The organism is Nigerium massiliense (assembly GCF_000826085.1).
In the GTDB taxonomy this organism is placed as follows: domain Bacteria; phylum Actinomycetota; class Actinomycetes; order Propionibacteriales; family Propionibacteriaceae; genus Propioniciclava; species Propioniciclava massiliense.
This window is the reverse complement of sequence record NZ_CCYM01000003.1, coordinates 1,195,538-1,210,257: the sequence shown is the minus strand read 5'-3', so window position 1 is coordinate 1,210,257 and position 14,720 is coordinate 1,195,538. Positions and strand designations below refer to the sequence as shown.

Sequence of the window (14,720 nt, the reverse complement as noted above, 5' to 3'; positions counted from 1 at the left end):
GCTCCACGACACCCTGGAGGGGGTGCTCGTCCGTTCGGGCAACTCCTGCTCCACGCAGCTCCAGAAGGACTTCGCGAAGGCGATGGAGCCGGTCGAGGATCTGGTGCGGGAGGTCCTCAGCGAGTCGGTGAACTCGGTGGCGACCGAGCTGCCCTTCCAGGATCCGGTCCTCGGAGTCGACCTGTCTGCGCCCCAGCACGCGCTTCGCGGAATGCTCCGAGAAGCAGTGATCACCAGTCACGACGACGTCGTGGTGCCGATCACCGAGCGCGGCACCGGATTCCAGTCCGCCCTGGTGCTCGGCATCCTTCGCTACGTCTCGTCGAAAAGCAGGCAGGCGGGGTGGGCGACATGGGACCAGCCTAGGTGCGCCTCGGGGCTGGGCCCGAGGCGCACCCGCGGTGGGCGGGACTCAGATGAGGCCGTGCTCCTCGAGGAGCTGGCCGATCTCCCCGTGCTCGAGCCTGCCGCGCAGGTAGCCGCGCAGCGCGGCCGGGCCGGGCATCCCCACCTTCTTGCCGTCGCGCATGCGCGCCGAGGCCTCGAGCAGGTCGCGCACATCGTACGTGGAGCCCCAGGTCTCCGGCACGCCGCGCTCCACGTCGAGGAGTTGGTAGACGGCCTCCATGCCGGTGCGCACCGAGTACTCGGTCGTGAAGATCGTGTCGCGGCCGGTCTCCGCGAACTGCCCGAGGAACGCGAAGTTCGCCGCCCCCTCCGGCACGACCTGCGGCCGGTCACCCGCGCGGCGGGGCATGAAGAAGCTCGTCACGTAGGGCATCATGACCGGCACGCACCGGGCGCCGGTCGCCGCGAGCTCGGGGATCTCATCGACGGGCACGCCCAGGTGGTAGAGCCACTCCTGGGTGATCTCCTCGCCGGTGCACTGCGCCAGGGGCTTCTTCACGTAGTCGCCGTCGACGTCGACGAACAGACCGTAGACCCAGACGACGATCTGATCCTTCGGCTGCTTCTTGAAGTGCGGCTGGCGATTGACCGTCCAGCTCAGCAGCCAGGAGGAGTCCTCGGCGGTGACGATGCCGCCGGTGACCACGCGGCCGCTGAACGGATCGCGCTGGGCGATGCGCTCGATGTAGGCGGGGATGCGCTCATCGAGCGTCGTGACGGTGGCCGATTCCCACTTCGTCTCCTCGATCGAGGAGCAGAAGACCTCCGGGCGCCCGAACGCCGGGTCCTTCTTCGCGATGCGCTTCCACAGGTCCCAGGCCGGGGCCGGGCCCTCGTTGAGGGCTGCGGGCGTGTGGTGGTCGCCGTCATCGGAGTTGTCCACGAGCGAGCCGATCGTCATGAGCGCGAGGTCGTGCTCGCCGAGCTCGATGGTCTCCTCGGCGCCGTCGCGGCGGCAGCGGATCGCGGTGGCGCGGATCTCGCCGTTGCGGTGGGCGAAGTCCACATCGAGGACCTCGGTGCCGGAGCGGAAGACGACGCCGTGCTCGGTGAGGTAGTGCATGAGCGGCAGGACGAAGGACTCGTACTGGTTGTACTTCGTGAACTTCAGCGCCGTGAAGTCGGGTAGCCCGCCGATGTGGTGGATGAAGCGGTGGAGGTAGAGCTTGAACTCGAGCGCGGAGTGCCACTCCTCGAAGGCGAACATCGTCCGCCAGTACATCCAGAACGGCGAGTCGAGGAACTCGCGGCCCATCACCTCGTCGATGCGCTTGCCCTCCATCTCCGCACGCTCGGCGAGGAAGATCTTCAACAGGTCCTTCTGCGCCCGCTTCGGCAGGTCGAAGCGGCCCTCGTGGCCGGCGTCCTCGCCCCGGCGCACGGTGGCGCGGCGCAGCGAGTAGTTGGGGTCGTCCTTGTTGAGCCAGTAGAACTCGTCGAGCACGGAGGCGTCCTCGAGCTCCAGGGAGGGGATGGAGCGCATCATGTCCCACAGGCACTCCATGTGGTTCTCCAGCTCCCGGCCGCCGCGGATGACGAAGCCCTTCTCCGGGACGTCGAGGCCGTCGAGCGCACCGCCGGCGATCTCGCCCTTCTCGAGGATCGTAACGTTGGCGCCGGGGACCCCGGCGTCGCGGATGAGGAAGACGGCCGCCGCGAGCCCGGCCAGCCCGCTGCCGACGATGTAGGCCTTCGTCTCCTGCGCGTGCTGTGCGGGGCGGGGACGCGCGAACGCCTCGTAGTTACCTGCCGTGTGCTGCATGATCCATCCTTCCCGTCGCGTGCCGGATGCCGATCACCCGGCCTCGATATTGAGTGTACTCAGAATTGAGTCGACTACAATGGCCGCATGGACACTCGGGATGACACGGAGCTGGCGCCCTCGGCGACGCTGGGCAGGCGCGAGCGGGCGAAGGCGGAGAAGCGCGCCCGCATCCTCGCCGCGGCGCGCGCGCTGTTCGAGGAGCGCGGTTTCGAGCGGACCTCGATGAGCGAGGTCGCGCGCGCGGCGGATGTGGCCGAGGGCACTGTCTTCCAGTACGCGGCGACGAAAGTCGAGCTGCTCATGATGGTCGTCGATGCGCTCTGGGGAGCCCACGAGCGCGCGACGACCACTCCTTCGCTCTCTGCGTTCGCCGCGCCCGGCGCCGCGACGGCGGGCGGGGAGACCGCGGACCGGATTGCGGAGCTGATCTCGCCGCTCGTCACCGCGATGCGGCGCTGGTCCGAGCTTGCGACGTGGGTCGCACGCGAGATCCTCTTCGGTGCGGACATGCCGCATCGCCGGCGGGTCCTCGACCACGTCGATCGCCTCGAAGAGAAGATCGCCGCGCGCCTGCAGGACGGCCGAGCCGACGCTTCCGGTGCGATCGGAGCGGCGCGGGACGGTGCGACAGGCACTGCCGGCGAGGAGCCCGGTGCGGCTGCGGCGGCCGGCGCCCGCCTCATCGTCGCCGGGGTGCTGGCCGAGCTCAACCGCTCCCGGCAGAGACGGATCGACGGCGAGGACGTCGATGTGGTGCTCCGCACGCTCATCGACCTCGTGGTGGCGGGGGCGGGCGCCGCCCGGTGACCCGGAAGCCGTCCGGGCCGTTCGGGCCGCCGCTGGCACCGGCCAGCGCCGCCGCGATTGCCCGCCGCGCGGCCGGCAGGCGCGTGCCCGCCGCGGTCGTGTGGGGCCCACCGTCAGATCCTCGCTCAGCAGGGCGGGGGCGATGGCGCCATCGGAGAACTCCACTGCCGGAGATGTCGTTGTCCTCGTAGTCCCCTGCTGGAGTCCATCCGCTAGCCTTGATGAGCGCCTCGGCGTCCTCCCTGTCGCGGTCCACACCAGGCGACGGTTCTCGCGATCCTGAGAGATCCGCATGTAGACGGCGGCCCGCCGAGGCTCAGCACTCATGGAGTCGATCTACGTCAAAGGTTATTCGGCTACCGAACGTGGTGGAGTTCCGATTTAACCTATGAGCCGGCTGTGACTCAAGTCCGGCATCCCGAGGATCGTTGGGAGAGCAAAAAGGTCTAACCGGCCGCTTTTGAACGGTTTTCGCGCGAGAAGGCGGGCTTGGCGTGATGCCTTGCGTCCATGATCCTGCTCAAGTTCACGGTGCGCAATCACCGAAGCATCCGGGACGAGGTCAGTCTGGACCTCACACGCCCGAGCCTTCGGACCCTGCAGCCGAAGGATGGCGACTGGTTGGCAGCCACCTACCGCATCGCGGGTATTTTCGGGGGCAACGGGACGGGCAAGTCAGCCGTGGTTGACGCACTCCACTTCGCCCTGGCGGCTGTCGCCGAGTCCTCGACGGCTTGGCAGGCTTCGCGCACGATGCGTCGGGTGCCCTTCCGTCTTGAGGCCGCAAGCCGTGACGCCAGCAGCACGTATGAGTTGGAGTTCGTCGTAGATGGTAGAAGGCACGCGTACGGCTTTGAGATCGACGCGCGTGGGGTCAAGCGCGAGTGGCTGCGCGACGTGCCGACCAGCCGGTGGCGCACCCTGCTCGATCGCGATCGTGCCGAGAAGACGCTGAGGCCCTCCGCTGAGGTGACCGACCGCGAGCTGGTGTTGAGTCGCGCACTCCAGCTGCCGAGATCCCCCTTCCATGCGGTGGCCGTTGAACTGACGGAGCACGTCGACCTGGTGCTGGTGCACCACTCCCACCGCGAAGCAAGACTTGCGGCTATCGCCGACATGCTCGCTGACGGCTCCGTCACGTTCACGGATCTGCAGTCCCTTCTCCAAGTCGCCGACATCGGTGTAACCGACGTCTCGTTGGAGGAGCGAGATATGCCGGAGCACATACGCGCGGCCTTTAGCAACTTCATGCGAGCGATGAATGTGGATGAGGAGCCGAGAGGGGAGTCCGAGGGCGAGCCTGCGGAGGGGCCGGATAACCTGGATTAACCGCTGCTCGAGTCGGTCGTGCGCCGACTGTTGTTCACACACCGGGGCGCTGACGCAGACTGCACTCCGTTCTCAATTCATGACGAGAGCGATGGCACGGTGGCATGGTTGGCCACGGCGGTCCCGGCTCTGGAGGCTCTCCGAACGGGGGGGCTTATTCTCGTCGATGAGATTGATGCCAGCTTGCATCCGCATCTGCTCGACCTGCTCCTGGGTGCCTTCGCGGACAGCGAGGTCAACGTGCGAGGGGGCCAAATCGTTTTCACCAGCCATGAGTCCTATGTCCTTTCTCCCCTGAGCGAGGTGGCACTCGAGCCGGAGCAGGTGTGGTTCACAGACAAGAGCGTCGAGGGTGTCACTGAGTTGACGAGTTTGGCCGACTTCCCGCGCCATGCCGATGCCAATGTGGCCAAGAGGTACCTGACGGGGAGGTATGGCGGGACGCCTCGTCTGTCGCCGAGCCTCTTCGGGGCGCTGGTGACCACGGGGTTGGAGTAGCTGATGGGAGGTCAAAGGAGGCCGAAGCGTCAAGCCGCGAGGCCGACCCGCAGGCTTGTGACGCGCATCCTCGTCGTTTCCGAGGGCAGACAGACCGAACCACAGTACGTTGAACGGCTCGCCGCCCATCTCCGCAGTCGAGACACTGCGACGGTGGTCGGTCGGGGCGGGCAAGGACCCACGGAAGGTGATCGAGAAGTGCGTCCAGTTGCGAGATGATGGCGCCGCGCGCGACAAGGGTTACGACACGTGTGTTTGCCTCGTCGACGTCGACCAGCACGCCTCTCTGCGCGAGGCTTTGGCGCTGGCTGCTCAGGAGGGCTTCTACGTTGACAGGGACGGCCAGGGCCGTGTCAGCGCGCCAGCGGACGTCGTCGCCGGGTCGATCGCAACTGATCTACAGACCGCCGCCCAGGTGATTGAGATGCTGCTCATCAAGGACCACACCCGCATGAAGCACGACGAGAGCACCCCGTACGACAGCACCCACGAGCAGCAGCACCGCCTCCTGCCCATTTCCCACCCCGAGGACTGGGCGGCGGCGCCTGAGTGGTTCCGAGCCAGCGGGGGCCGGTTGCCCCGTGACGAGTAGGCGGGAGCACCGCTGACGCGGTGCAGGGAAGCCCCGCGACAGCGATCGCCGCACCCGTCAGGAGTGCCTAACCATGTCCGCACCAACCACGATCACCGGCACGACCCCGCGAGTCTGGCCCGCATGCCTCGCCTACTACAACAACTGCCGCCTAGAAGGCTAGCGGGACGACTGCGCGGACGCCGAGGACGTCACCCTTGGGCAGCTCCACACTGGCTCAAGCGGCCCGTACGCGGGCTGCGAGGAGATCTGGTGCCTCGACTCCGACAACATCCCGGCACCGTACGAGATGGTCCTGTTGGAGGCCGCCGAGTGGGGTCCCGTCTACGCCGAGGTGGGCCTCGAGCAGTGGCCTGCCGTCAACGCTTGCGAATGCACGATCAGACGATTGCCTACATCGGGGCGGCCGTGAAGCCTTCCTTGCCCAACCTGGGGGTCATCGCGCCACGCGCGTCCAACTAAGCCCCTAGCGTCCGAGTGTCGTGCCGATCCGCCGGACCCCCTCGTCGATCACGTCCACAGGGTTGGTGACGAAAGACAGGCGCATGGTCGCGCGGTTGGGCGCGGCGGCGTAGAAGGCGTACCCGGGGACCCAGGCGACGCCGTTGTCGACGGCGCGGGGGAGCAGCGCGTCCGTGTCGGTTGCGTTGCCGGGATCGACCCAGCAGAACATGCCGCCCTGGGGCCGGGTGACGCGCGCGGTGCTCGGGAGCGTCCGCGCGAGCGCGGCCACGAGGGCGTCGCGCCGGGTGCGGTAGACGTCGGCGACGCGGCGCACGTGGGCGTCCAGGTCGCAGGTGGCCAGGTAGCGCGCGATGACGAGCTGCTCCGGGACCGGGCTCTGCAGGCCGACCGCCTGCTTGGCGATCGCCAGCGAGCGCAGGACGTCCCCCTCCGCGCGGAGCCAGCCGACGCGGGTGCCCGGCGCGATGGTCTTGGAGGCCGAGTTCAGCAGGATCGTCTGGGCCGCCATGCCGGAGATCGCGGCGATCGGGGCGACGGGGTCGCCGTCGAAGCGCAGTTCGCTGTAGGGGTCGTCCTCGAGCAGGGCGGTGCCGGTGCGCTGCAGCGCCTCCGCCACGAGTTCGCGGCGCCCTGTGGCATGGTGCGCCCGGTGGGGTTCTGGAACGTCGGGATGAGGTAGACGAACTTGGGCCGGTACTCGGCGATCTTCGCCTCGAGGTCGTCGGGCAGGACGCCGTCGTCGTCGGTCGCGACGGGGACGATGTCGGCGCCGGTCAGGTGGAAGGCCTGGAGCGCGGCGAGGTAGGTGGGTTGCTCGACCAGCACGACGTCCCCGGGCGCGAGGAGGGTCTGCGCCACGATGGAGAGGCCCTCCTGGCTGCCGGAGGTCACCTGCACGTCGTCCGCCGTGGTGGGCAGTGGCGCGACAGGCGTCGCGCGGCCTGCTCGCGTAGTTCCGGCTCCCCTTCGGTGGACGCGTACTGCAGCGCGCGGCGTCCCTGGGTGGAGAAGACGTGCTCGTAGCAGCCGGCGATGTCGTCCAACTCGAACAGCGCGGGGTCGGGGGTGCCGCCCGCGAACCAGATGACGTCGGTGCGCGCCAGGAGCGCCAGGACGTCGCGGACCGGGGAGGACGTCACGCCGGCGAACAGCGGCGACAGCGCGAAAGAGAACATCGCCCCGTGATATCAGAGGGTTCCGGGGGCAGGCTCGAGGTCCCAGGATGCGACGGAGGGGGCAACGGCGAGCGAGGCCGCGTTGGTCGGGCCGGGTGGAGCGATCGGGACGCCCAGGGCGCAACGGCTAGCGAGATCCAGCGCCGGGGTCGGGCTCCGCCGTTCCACCGGTCACGACCCGGTTGTACTCCAGCGCGAGGGCGATCCACCTCGCCAGGTCCGTGTCGTCGCTGATCGCGGCCGGCTCGATCTCGATCCAGCCGGGTCCCATGTCGCGCCGGTCGCGGCCCATGGTCGCCGGGTTCGCTCCCGGTTCGTCCAGCAGTTCGTCGTGCCGGGAGGCGTCCACTCGCAGCAGCAGGCCGCCGTCCTTGCGGACACTGACGATCATCTTGCCGTTGACCATCACCGACCGGCCGCCAAACATCGAGACCTCGCGGACGTCCCGCACTCCGGCGTCCTGGGTCAGCAGTGCACGGAGGCGGTCGAGGGTGGTCGTCTGCTCGGGGGTCATCTGTCCTCCTGTCGGTGCCCGGCGGTCGCGGAACCGGTCGATCCTCAGTCTGCCCGCTCGCTTCCTCAGTCTGCCGCTCGCTGACGAGGGCGAGCGAGGCCCCGTGTCGCGGGCATAACGGGATTATCCTGCCACTCGCTGCGCGGAGTGCCGGCAGCCCGTCGCGTATCCCCTAGTCACAGGGTCGGGAGCCGAGAGGCGAAAATTCTGGTGGCAGGATAATCCCGTTATGCTTCGAAGCTCACCGCCGGACTGACGCCGGGCGCTGGGCGGCGGCGTCGAAGGGGCAAGCATGACGACCACAACGAGACGTTTCGACGAGCAGGCCGAGTTCGTGCCGGCACAGGTCACCAGCTCAGCCGAGCCCGGCGCGGTGAGCGATCACCACGAGTTGAGCCCGGTCGCGGGCGCCCAGCTTGGTGAGGATGTGCCCGACATGGGTGCGCGCGGTCGCCTTGGAGATGAACAACCGCTCGGCGATCTCGTCGTTGTTGAGGCCCTCCGCGATCAGCTCGAGCACCTCACGCTCGCGCTCGGTGAGGTCGTCCAGGCCGGGATGCGGGGCGTGGTCGGTGACCGGACGCCGTCCGGCGAACCGGCCGATGACGGCCCGGGTGACCTGGGGCGAGAGCAGCGCCTCCCCGGACGTCGCCGCCCGCACCGCGCGCAGGATGTCGTCGGGGTCGGCGTCTTTGACGATGAAGCCGGCGGCACCGCCCTCCAGCGCGGCGAAGACGTACTCGTCCAGCGCGAACGTGGTGAGCATGACGACGTGGGTACCGCCCAGCCGCGGGTCGGCCGAGATCTCCCGAAGGGCGGCCAGGCCGTCGGAGTGCGGCATGCGGATGTCGAGCAGCGCCACGTCCGGGCTCGTCTGGCGGGCCAGAACGACGGCTTCGCGGCCGTCCTCGGCCTCTCCGACCAGTTCGAGGCCGGGCTCGGCCGCGATGAGAGCCCGCAGCCCCATGCGGACCAGCGGCTGGTCGTCGGCGATCAGGACGCGGATCGGATCGGTCATCGCGGTTCCTCCAGAGAGAGGGCGGTCTCGGCGATCAGGACGCGGATCGGATCGGTCATCGCGGTTCCTCCAGGGGGAGGACGGCCTCGACGATCAGCCCGCGCGTGCCCGGCGTGACCGTGAGCGTGCCCCCGAGGGTCGTGACGCGCTCGCGCATCCCGCGCAGCCCGGACCCCTCGACCGGCGGGGTGGCCAGCGGCCGGCCGTCGTCGGCGACCGTCACCGTGAGGCTGTCGTCCCTGCGGACGGTGACCCGAACGGACGCCCCCGGCGCGTGCCGGACCGCGTTCGTCAGCGCCTCCTGCACCACCCGGTACGCGACGGCCTGGGTGGCCTGAGGGACGGGCGCGCCCGGCTCGGGCAAGGCGAGCTCCACCGGGACGCCGCCCACGCGCACCTGGTCGACGAGCGCCGGCAGGGCGCCGAGCCCGGGCGTGGGGGAGAGCGGGGCCTCGTCGCGGAACACCCCGAGCGTTCTGCGGAGCTCCGCGAGGGCGTCCTTCGACGAGCCCCGGATCGCCTCCAGGGACGCGCGCGCTTGGGCAGGGTCGGCGTCCAGCACCTTGAGAGCGACGCCGGACTGCAACGAGATCATCGACAGCGAATGCCCCACCACGTCGTGGATGTCGCGCGCCACCCGCAGCCGCTCGGCTGCCGCCGCTTGGGCCAGCTCCTCGGCGCGGGCGCGGGCATGCGCCTCGCGGCGTCCCTGGGCGAGGAGCCCGATGAGGGTGGGGACGAACGTCCACATGACGACGGACGCGAGCGACCCCCAGCCGCGCAGGTCGCCCAGCCCCAGGGACGGTTCGTCCCAGCCGGCGAGCAGGTAGACCGGGATCACGGCGAGCAGCCACGGCCACGTTCGTCGAATCGTGAGCCTCCGCGTGATCGCCGCGCACGCGACAGCCAGGGCCGGCATGGCCCCGAACGGCGGTCCGCCGAGCACGAGGTAGCCCGTGCAGGCGGCGAACACGACGGTCGCGGCCCAGCGCGGCAGCGTGTCGACGAGGAGCAACGCCACCGCGGCGGCGATCACGGACGCGACGACGCCGGGCGGCATGGGGGCGAGGTCGACGGGCTCAAGCCGTCCCACTCGCGGCCACGACGGTGACGCCTCGTGCGACTGCTCGATGCGCCAGCCGAGCCGCATCGTCGAGCCGGCGAAGACCGCGAGGATCCCCCGGCGCAGCCACGATCGCCACTCCGCGCGGGGCCGTCCGGTGGTGGGGGCCAGGGTGCTCACGAGGGGGAGCCTACGCAGGGGATCGGCCGTGGGCATCGGCCCGATGACGTACAGCGCGCTCCGTCACGCGGCGCATCCGGACGCTACGCGGAATCGTCGGCCGGGCCGATGAGCGCGAGGAGCCGCGAGCGTTCGATGGAGACATGAACACCTTGCTGATTCCCCTCCATGGGGCCGGAGCCTTCGGGCCCCACCTGTTCGGCGGTTTCCTGACCGCCCTGCTGATCGTCGTGCTGGCGATCATGCTGCTGCGCCACGGCCGCGTCGGCCCGGTCCGCTGGGCCGGCTCGGGCGGGCGTCCCACCGCGTCCCACCGCACCCCCGAGGACGACGCCCTGGCGAGCCTGAAGGCCAAGCTCGCCGCCGGCGACATCACCACCGAGGAGTACCTCACCCGCACCTCCGTCCTCCGCCGACCCGATTCTGACAAGGAGTAAGACATGTTCCTCGTTCTCGCCATCGTCATCTTCGTCCTCATGTTGAAGAACACCGGACGCATCGGTCCGTTCGTCTGGGACCCCGCCGGCGCCCCCGACCGAGGCCGCGCGTGTTGCCGGCGCAACGACCCCGAGGCGGTGCTCGCGCAGCGCCTCGCCAACGGCGACATCACGCCCGACGAGTACCTGGAGCGGCTGAGCCTGCTGCAGGAGAAGTGACGGCCTCCGGCCGCATCACCCTCGACCAGTTCCCACAGTGCGGCGGCCACCCGGTGATCCCGGGTGGCCGCCGCCTGCCGCGTCCGCTGAGGGTCAGTCGGTGGGGCTGACGCGGATGAGGTTCCCGTCGGGGTCGGCGACCACGAAGGTGCGGCCGAACACGTCGTCGCGGGGCTCTTCGACCACGCGGACGCCCTTGGCGACCCACTGCTGGTAGATGTCATCGACGGCCGCAGCCGAGCGCGGGACCATCAGACCGATCTCGCTGGTGCGCGGCGTCTCGGGGGTGGCGTGCTCGTTGCGCCCGGTCCAGATCGCGAACAAGACGCTCGGAGCCACCTCGAACGCGACATAGCGCGGACTGGTGAAGCTGGGCTCGATGTCGAACAAGTCGCTGTAGAACGCGGTGGAGCGCTCCGCGTCCTGGACGTAGATCAGGAACAGGTTGGGTGCCGGCATGACGGTCCTCTCGTCGAAGGTTTCCTTTGACGGGACCCAGTCAAGGACCCATACGCGACAGTTCCTGTCATGTATTCGAGGAGAATGTCTGCATGAAGGCGTCTCGGCTGATGGCGATCGTCCTGCTGCTCCAGGTGCACGTTCGCATGACCACGCAACAACTCGCCGATCGCTTCGAGGTATCGACCCGCACCATCCTGCGCGATGTCGAATCCTTGTCCGCCGCGGGGGTGCCGGTCTACGCGGAGCGAGGTCGCCACGGGGGGATCGTGCTCGACACGCGGGCGCGACTCGACTTGTCCCGCTTCGAGCCCCAGGAGCTCCAGCTCCTGAGCGCCGTGGGTTTCAACACGGAGCAGCTGTCCCAGATCGGCCTCGGCCCTGTCAGTGCGCAAGCGCACCACAAGCTCAACGCAGCGACGCGCCGCCTCTCCTCGGACGCCGCGTCTTTGGCAGACGTCCTCATGATCGACGGCTCCGGGTGGTTCACGCCGCCCTCGACGCTCGAACTCTCCACGCTCCTGGCGGCGGCTCGGCGCGGTCGTCGCGTCGTCATCGCCTATCGGCACAGCGGCCGCGCGTCCACCGACACCTACCTCGTGGACCCCTACGGCCTGGTCAGCAAGCAGGCGGCCTGGTACCTGGTCGGCGACGTCGCGGGCGAGCCCCGCATGTTCAACGCGACCCGCATCGTCAGCCATGAGGTCCTCGACGAGGCCGCGCACGTGCGACCCGACCAATCCCTCGCCAGCGTTTGGAGCGAACTGCTCACCTCGTTCGCCTCGACCGCGTCCGTCGAGATCCGTGCCCGACTGCGCGCCACCCGATTGGACCTGGCGGCCAGGATCCTCGGAACCCGCCTCACCGACGTGACCGAGCCCGCCGACGGGTGGGTCACCATCACCGTCGCCTACCCCGATGTCGAGTCCGTGCGCCAACTCCTGCAATTCGGCGACCACATCCGCGTCCTCGACCCACCGCAGGCGGTCCAACGAATCCACGACCTGGCCCGCCACCTGATGACGGAGCACGCCCCCGGGGACCACGTCGCCGTGTCCGATCGGGACGGCTAGCGACGTCGAACGGTGCGGGCCACCCCGCGGACGGCTTGGACGATGCGGTACACGACCGGGAACACGCGGTCCCGCTGATCCAGCCACGGCTGCAGGATCTCGCGGTACGGCGTCCGGTCGGACTGCGGCCCGAACAACGCGTCCTCCACGAGGCTGGCCTTCGCGCCGAACGGGCGCCCGGCCGCGGTCAGGATGCGCATCACCACGTTCGCGACCCGGAACGCCGGGTCGGTGGACCTCACGTTCTGCATCAGGTGCCACGCGTAGGCGGCCAGGGCGTCCAGGTCCGGCGTCCGGGCTGCGCTGAAGTCGGCGAACGGCGTGGCCGACCCGGACGCGAGGTGCTCGGCGAGCAGGTAGGCATCCTCGAGCCCGGCGTTGACGCCCTCGCCGGTGGGCGGGATCACCGCGTGCGCGGCGTCCCCGATCAGCACCAACCACTCGCCGGCGTTGAGCGTCGGGCACCGCACGACCGCCCCGGTGAACGATCCCCGCGTGAAGTAATCGGCGTAGTCCTGCTCGGTGAGCAGCGGAGCCGCGAGGGGAGCGTGCTGGGCGACGAAACGTTGCAGCGCCCGGACGCGCTCGGGCGTCGCCGCCGTGGCACTCAGCAGCTCCTCCTCGTCCGAGCCGTGCACCGCGGTGGTGACGACGCCCCAGACGCCGTCCGCGAGCGTGGCGGTGTAGATGCCCTTGCCGCCGAAGATGTAATGCAGCGAGGGGTCCAGGCCGGGCGCCGCGGCCCCGGGTGCGGAATACAGGACGCGGAAGCTCAGCCCCCACTCGTCCACGCGCGGGGCGAAGCCGGGGAGCTGCGCGGCCAGGCTCCGGCGGGCGGCCGACCAGACGCCGTCGGCCGCGATCACGCGCGCCTGCGCGGCGTCCCACGTCACGGGGCCCCCGGCGGTGTCGAAGGTCAGCGTCCGGGCGGCGACGTCGAGCCCGGCGAGCTTGTGCCCGGTCAGGAGCGTGACGTTCGGGTCCGTGGACGCTCGCTCCCACAGGATGCGCGTCAGCGCCGCCCGCGTCGTCGAGACGACCGTGCCGCTGGCGAGCTTCGCGACGAGGCGTCCTCCGGCGTAGATCCGCCAGCCCGCGACCGTCTCGGAGTGCTCGCCGAGCACGTCCTCCAGCGCGGGATCGATGCGCCGCAGCGCCTGCTTTCCGCGCGGGTTGACGCCGATGGGGTAGCTGTTCGCGTCGCTGAGGACCGGTTCGTCCCTGGCCTCGGCGATCGTGACCGTGCGGCCCTGCGCCGCCAGCAACAGCCCCGCCGCGAGCCCGACCGGGCCGCCGCCGACGATAATGACGTTCGTGGTCGCGTCGGCCATGGCGTTCCTCTCGTCCGGGACGGGACGCCAGTATCGCACCTACGGGCGACAGTCCCGAGAAACCGAGGTGGTCATGCGGCTGTGGAGCCTTCACCCGAGCCTGCTGGATCGCGCGGCGCTCGTGGCCGGCTGGCGCGAGGGCCTGCTCGCGCAGAAGGTGCTGCAGGGCAGGACGAAGGGCTACCGCCACCACCCGCAGCTGGAGAGGTTCCGGGAGGGCGGCCAGCCCGCGGCATTGATCGCCGGCTGGCTCTTGCCGCTCGCGGACGAGGCCGCCGTCCGCGGCTACCACTTCAACACAAGCCTCATCGCGTCCGAGCCCGCGGACGCCGGGTCGCTGACGGTGACCCGCGGCCAGCTGGAGCTGGAGTTCGACCTCCTCGTGGCGAAGGTCCGGAACCGGGACGCCGCGTGGCTGCCGAGGCTGGGACGCCCGTCCGCGCACCCGCTCTTCCGAGTCGTGGCCGGTGCGGTCGAGGGCTGGGAACGCGCGAGCGTCCCGCCCCCTGATTAGCTTCTGGGCTGGGGCGTGGGCGTCCGGTCGGCTCGTACCGCCGCGGCCATCACCACCACCATCACGGCGGCGATGACCGCGACCACCGACACGACCCCGTTCACCAGGATGCCCCGCAGGCGTCCGACGGCGACCCAGGCGAGCCCCCAGACGACCGCCGCGACGAACGCCCACCGGGTCACCGGATGCGGGGTCCGGCGCAGCAGCGCGAGGGCGATGACGACCACCAACGCGATGATCCCCGCGGCCAGCGCCGTCGCCGGCCCGCCACCCTGGGCGACCCCCAGCGCGGCCAGCCAGGACTCGATGTTCGCGCCCGTGGCGACGCAGATCCATCCCAGATAGAGGCCGAACGTGGCGCCCAGGAACACCTGGCTCGACCAGCCCTCGGGCGGCAGCGCGTCGAGCCGGAGGACGAGCACGCCCAGCGAGACCAGAAGCGCGGCCATCACCACGACCGACCCACCGATCCAGCCCTGGTAGACCACCACCAACCACAGCCCGTTCAAGGCCAGGGACGCCGCGGCGGGCCACCGGGTCGCGGCGGCCCACCGCGAGCGCGCGGCGACCGGGAGCCACTGCCACACGACGTATCCGGCCAGGAAGACGTAGATCACGGGCCAGATCGAGAACGCGGGCCTGTACGGCGCGAGCAGGGTGGCGTGGTCGGAGAACAACCCCTCGCCCTGCGCGGCGTCCGGGGCCTGGCCCACCCAGCCCATGCCCACGAGCGTCCCGGCGATCCACACCGCAGCGGCGACCGTGACGATGAGCCTGTCGGGGACGGAGGTCGGGCGCCCCTGGGGCTGTCCCTGGGTCATGGCGAACACGATAGGGGTCCCGGGCGAGGCGCGCCCAGCGTCGAAGGTGATC

18 protein-coding genes are annotated in these 14,720 nt (G+C 70.0%); 8 read left to right on the top strand and 10 right to left on the bottom strand.

Features of this window, described 5'->3' with window-relative positions; genetic code table 11:
- Window positions 1-412: 412 nt before the first annotated feature.
- A complete protein-coding gene (locus BN1187_RS12050) occupies window positions 413-2,170 on the bottom strand; it encodes an oleate hydratase (protein WP_040162046.1) in 1,758 nt (585 codons plus the stop codon).
- Between the two features lie 87 nt (window positions 2,171-2,257).
- On the opposite strand from BN1187_RS12050, the gene BN1187_RS12045 reads away from it, so the two are divergent.
- From BN1187_RS12045 to BN1187_RS12030, 4 genes are all read left to right on the top strand, one after another.
- Complete coding sequence (locus tag BN1187_RS12045) at window positions 2,258-2,980, top strand: TetR/AcrR family transcriptional regulator (protein WP_052462655.1); 723 nt, start codon at window positions 2,258-2,260, stop codon at window positions 2,978-2,980.
- Between the two features lie 510 nt (window positions 2,981-3,490).
- Window positions 3,491-4,309 (top strand): AAA family ATPase, encoded by an 819-nt coding sequence (locus BN1187_RS12040; protein ID WP_040162043.1) that lies wholly within the window; start codon window positions 3,491-3,493, stop codon window positions 4,307-4,309.
- Between the two features lie 18 nt (window positions 4,310-4,327).
- Window positions 4,328-4,807: an AAA family ATPase gene (locus tag BN1187_RS12035; RefSeq protein WP_072042063.1), complete on the top strand. Its 480-nt coding sequence runs from the start codon at window positions 4,328-4,330 to the stop codon at window positions 4,805-4,807.
- A gap of 187 nt (window positions 4,808-4,994) precedes the next feature.
- On the top strand, window positions 4,995-5,399 hold the full coding sequence (locus BN1187_RS12030; protein ID WP_052462654.1) for a hypothetical protein: 405 nt from the start codon (window positions 4,995-4,997) through the stop codon (window positions 5,397-5,399).
- Window positions 5,400-5,865: 466 nt separating this feature from the next.
- On the opposite strand, the gene BN1187_RS15060 is transcribed toward BN1187_RS12030, so the two are convergent.
- The 6 genes from BN1187_RS15060 to BN1187_RS12010 all read right to left on the bottom strand — a co-directional run bounded on the left by BN1187_RS15060 (window position 5,866) and on the right by BN1187_RS12010 (window position 9,814).
- Window positions 5,866-6,420, bottom strand: a complete 555-nt coding sequence (locus BN1187_RS15060; RefSeq protein ID WP_261795333.1) for an aminotransferase class I/II-fold pyridoxal phosphate-dependent enzyme — start codon at window positions 6,418-6,420, stop codon at window positions 5,866-5,868.
- A complete protein-coding gene (locus tag BN1187_RS15055; protein WP_261795316.1) occupies window positions 6,348-6,761 on the bottom strand; it encodes an aminotransferase class I/II-fold pyridoxal phosphate-dependent enzyme in 414 nt (137 codons plus the stop codon). The genes BN1187_RS15060 and BN1187_RS15055 overlap by 73 nt, the downstream gene beginning before the upstream one ends.
- On the bottom strand, window positions 6,752-7,039 hold the full coding sequence (locus BN1187_RS14710) for a hypothetical protein (protein ID WP_218184649.1): 288 nt from the start codon (window positions 7,037-7,039) through the stop codon (window positions 6,752-6,754). The genes BN1187_RS15055 and BN1187_RS14710 overlap by 10 nt, the downstream gene beginning before the upstream one ends.
- Window positions 7,040-7,166: 127 nt before the next feature.
- On the bottom strand, window positions 7,167-7,553 hold the full coding sequence (locus BN1187_RS12020) for a TfoX/Sxy family protein (protein ID WP_040162037.1): 387 nt from the start codon (window positions 7,551-7,553) through the stop codon (window positions 7,167-7,169).
- 355 nt (window positions 7,554-7,908) lie between these two features.
- Window positions 7,909-8,571 carry a response regulator gene (locus BN1187_RS12015; RefSeq protein ID WP_040162033.1) on the bottom strand — a complete coding sequence of 221 codons (663 nt, stop codon included), beginning with the start codon at window positions 8,569-8,571 and terminating at the stop codon, window positions 7,909-7,911.
- Window positions 8,572-8,626: 55 nt separating this feature from the next.
- A complete protein-coding gene (locus tag BN1187_RS12010) occupies window positions 8,627-9,814 on the bottom strand; it encodes a sensor histidine kinase (protein WP_052462653.1) in 1,188 nt (395 codons plus the stop codon).
- 143 nt (window positions 9,815-9,957) lie between these two features.
- Here BN1187_RS12010 and BN1187_RS12005 point away from each other — a divergent pair, with 143 nt between their 5' ends.
- Together BN1187_RS12005 and BN1187_RS14090 are read left to right on the top strand one after the other, a co-directional pair.
- Window positions 9,958-10,251, top strand: coding sequence for an SHOCT domain-containing protein (locus BN1187_RS12005; RefSeq protein WP_040162030.1), 294 nt, complete (start codon window positions 9,958-9,960; stop codon window positions 10,249-10,251).
- A 3-nt stretch (window positions 10,252-10,254) separates the two neighbouring features.
- Window positions 10,255-10,470, top strand: coding sequence for an SHOCT domain-containing protein (locus tag BN1187_RS14090; protein WP_040162028.1), 216 nt, complete (start codon window positions 10,255-10,257; stop codon window positions 10,468-10,470).
- Window positions 10,471-10,563: 93 nt separating this feature from the next.
- Here BN1187_RS14090 and BN1187_RS11995 read toward each other — a convergent pair whose 3' ends face one another.
- The gene (locus BN1187_RS11995; protein WP_040162026.1) at window positions 10,564-10,929 is read right to left on the bottom strand and encodes a VOC family protein; all 366 of its coding nucleotides are present in this window, start codon (window positions 10,927-10,929) and stop codon (window positions 10,564-10,566) included.
- Window positions 10,930-11,021: 92 nt separating this feature from the next.
- Between BN1187_RS11995 and BN1187_RS11990 the strand changes: the two genes are divergently transcribed.
- The gene (locus BN1187_RS11990; RefSeq protein ID WP_040162024.1) at window positions 11,022-12,002 is read left to right on the top strand and encodes a helix-turn-helix transcriptional regulator; all 981 of its coding nucleotides are present in this window, start codon (window positions 11,022-11,024) and stop codon (window positions 12,000-12,002) included.
- On the opposite strand, the gene BN1187_RS11985 is transcribed toward BN1187_RS11990, so the two are convergent.
- On the bottom strand, window positions 11,999-13,333 hold the full coding sequence (locus BN1187_RS11985) for an FAD-dependent oxidoreductase (RefSeq protein ID WP_040162020.1): 1,335 nt from the start codon (window positions 13,331-13,333) through the stop codon (window positions 11,999-12,001). The genes BN1187_RS11990 and BN1187_RS11985 overlap by 4 nt on opposite strands.
- On the opposite strand from BN1187_RS11985, the gene BN1187_RS11980 reads away from it, so the two are divergent.
- On the top strand, window positions 13,317-13,847 hold the full coding sequence (locus BN1187_RS11980) for a pyrimidine dimer DNA glycosylase/endonuclease V (RefSeq protein WP_235750668.1): 531 nt from the start codon (window positions 13,317-13,319) through the stop codon (window positions 13,845-13,847). The two genes, BN1187_RS11985 and BN1187_RS11980, sit on opposite strands and share 17 nt — an antisense overlap.
- Here the strand turns inward: BN1187_RS11980 and BN1187_RS11975 are convergent.
- On the bottom strand, window positions 13,844-14,668 hold the full coding sequence (locus tag BN1187_RS11975) for a hypothetical protein (protein ID WP_072042106.1): 825 nt from the start codon (window positions 14,666-14,668) through the stop codon (window positions 13,844-13,846). The genes BN1187_RS11980 and BN1187_RS11975 overlap by 4 nt on opposite strands.
- Window positions 14,669-14,720: the final 52 nt, after the last annotated feature.

What these genes read in the sequence shown, in the direction of transcription:
- BN1187_RS12050 (WP_040162046.1), bottom strand. Translation starts at nt 2,170, where the DNA reads ATGCAGCACACGGCAGGTAACTACGAGGCGTTCGCGCGTCCCCGCCCC.
- BN1187_RS12045 (WP_052462655.1), top strand. Translation starts at nt 2,258, where the DNA reads ATGGACACTCGGGATGACACGGAGCTGGCGCCCTCGGCGACGCTGGGC.
- BN1187_RS12040 (WP_040162043.1), top strand. Translation starts at nt 3,491, where the DNA reads ATGATCCTGCTCAAGTTCACGGTGCGCAATCACCGAAGCATCCGGGAC.
- BN1187_RS14710 (WP_218184649.1), bottom strand. Translation starts at nt 7,039, where the DNA reads ATGTTCTCTTTCGCGCTGTCGCCGCTGTTCGCCGGCGTGACGTCCTCC.
- BN1187_RS12020 (WP_040162037.1), bottom strand. Translation starts at nt 7,553, where the DNA reads ATGACCCCCGAGCAGACGACCACCCTCGACCGCCTCCGTGCACTGCTG.
- BN1187_RS12015 (WP_040162033.1), bottom strand. Translation starts at nt 8,571, where the DNA reads ATGACCGATCCGATCCGCGTCCTGATCGCCGACGACCAGCCGCTGGTC.
- BN1187_RS12005 (WP_040162030.1), top strand. Translation starts at nt 9,958, where the DNA reads ATGAACACCTTGCTGATTCCCCTCCATGGGGCCGGAGCCTTCGGGCCC.
- BN1187_RS14090 (WP_040162028.1), top strand. Translation starts at nt 10,255, where the DNA reads ATGTTCCTCGTTCTCGCCATCGTCATCTTCGTCCTCATGTTGAAGAAC.
- BN1187_RS11995 (WP_040162026.1), bottom strand. Translation starts at nt 10,929, where the DNA reads ATGCCGGCACCCAACCTGTTCCTGATCTACGTCCAGGACGCGGAGCGC.
- BN1187_RS11990 (WP_040162024.1), top strand. Translation starts at nt 11,022, where the DNA reads ATGAAGGCGTCTCGGCTGATGGCGATCGTCCTGCTGCTCCAGGTGCAC.
- BN1187_RS11985 (WP_040162020.1), bottom strand. Translation starts at nt 13,333, where the DNA reads ATGGCCGACGCGACCACGAACGTCATTATCGTCGGCGGCGGCCCGGTC.
- BN1187_RS11975 (WP_072042106.1), bottom strand. Translation starts at nt 14,668, where the DNA reads ATGACCCAGGGACAGCCCCAGGGGCGCCCGACCTCCGTCCCCGACAGG.